This window comes from Streptomyces sp. NPDC055506 (assembly GCF_053643595.1).
In genome coordinates this window covers 1-1,386 of the sequence record NZ_JBSHKH010000291.1, presented here as the reverse complement: position 1 = coordinate 1,386, position 1,386 = coordinate 1, and the positions used below count along the sequence as shown (strand labels likewise).

1 protein-coding gene and 2 pseudogenes are annotated in these 1,386 nt (G+C 73.6%); 2 read left to right on the top strand and 1 reads right to left on the bottom strand.

Annotated elements, in window-relative coordinates:
- Together ACWIF2_RS40710 and ACWIF2_RS40705 are read left to right on the top strand one after the other, a co-directional pair.
- Positions 1-169, top strand: a pseudogene (locus ACWIF2_RS40710) (GNAT family N-acetyltransferase); the annotation flags it as partial.
- Positions 108-500, top strand: a pseudogene (locus ACWIF2_RS40705) (SRPBCC family protein); the annotation flags it as partial. The pseudogenes ACWIF2_RS40710 and ACWIF2_RS40705, both read left to right, overlap by 62 nt.
- A gap of 91 nt (positions 501-591) precedes the next feature.
- Here ACWIF2_RS40705 and ACWIF2_RS40700 read toward each other — a convergent pair.
- Positions 592-1,386 (bottom strand): XdhC family protein (locus ACWIF2_RS40700; protein WP_454366744.1); only part of this gene is annotated, 795 nt, incomplete at its 5' end.

The window sequence follows — 1,386 nt, the reverse complement described above, 5'->3', positions numbered from 1 at the left end:
CCGGTACGAGATCCTGGTCGACGACAAGGCCGCGGGATTCACCGCGTACCGCGACCGGGACGACCGGCGCGTGTTCTTCCACACCGAGATCGACGACGCCTACGCGGGACAGGGCCTGGCCTCGACCCTCGTACGGGAAGCGCTGGACGACGTGCGGAGCACGGGTCGGACCGGTCCCGGCCGGTCCGACCCGCGTCGGCACTCTCGTCGTGGCCCGCACGGGTGTCGGGCCGCTGTCCTTCGACGACCCGATGGAGGTCACGGTGTGGGAGCCGCCGGAGGACGGGGTCCCGGGGCTGTGCCGCCTGGAGAAGCGGGGCCGCGTGGTCCTGGGCTGGGCGGAGCTGGAGGTGCGGCCGGGACCCGGCGGCCGCACCCGCGTGCTGTGGCGGGAGGAGATCCGGATCCGGCTGCTGCCGTCGCTCTTCGACGGCCTGGTGCGGCGCTCGGCACGGTATGTGTTCGGCCGGGCGTTGAACCGCCTGCTGAGACAGGCGTGAGGGGCGCCGGGAACGCTTCGGCGCGGAACCTTCGTCCAAGAACTCGTAGGGCCTGTGCCGTGGTTCCGGGGGGCTCAGGCCACCGAGTGCCTCAGGCCACCGAGCCGATCCGCCCCACCGCCCCCGGCTGCGGCTCGTGGTGGATCGGGGTGTGGGCCCCGGTCAGCGACACCCCGCTGCCGCCGCGCCGCGCGGCGACGATCTCCGAGGCGATGGACAGCGCCGTCTCCTCGGGGGTACGGGCCCCGAGGTCCAGGCCGATCGGCGAGTGCAGTCGGCTCAACTCCAGCTCGGTGACGCCGACTTCCCGCAGGCGGGCGTTGCGGTCCAGGTGGGTGCGCCGGGAGCCCATGGCGCCGACGTACGCCACCGGCAGCCGCAGCGCCAGTCGCAGCAGGGGGACGTCGAACTTGGCGTCGTGGGTCAGCACGCACAGGACCGTATGGGCGTCGACGTCCGTGCCCTCCAGGTACCGGTGGGGCCACTCGACGACGATCTCGTCGGCCTCCGGGAAACGCGTCCGGGTCGCGAAGACGGGCCGTGCGTCGCACACCGTGACGTGGTAGCCGAGGAACTTGCCCATGCGGACCAGCGCCGACGCGAAGTCGATCGCGCCGAAGACGATCATGCGGGGCGCCTGGACCGAGGACTCGACCAGGACCGTGAGCGGTGCTCCGCAGCGTGAGCCCTGCTCTCCGATCTCCAGGGTGCCGGTGCGGCCGGCGTCCAGGAAGGCGCCCGCCTCGGCGGCGACCGTGCGGTCCAGTTCCGGATGGGCGCCGAAGCCGCCGACGCGGGACCCGTCGGGGCGGACCAGCAGGGCCCGGCCCGTCAGTTCGGGCGGGCCCGACACGATCCGCGCCACCGCCGCCGCCTCCCCTTGAGC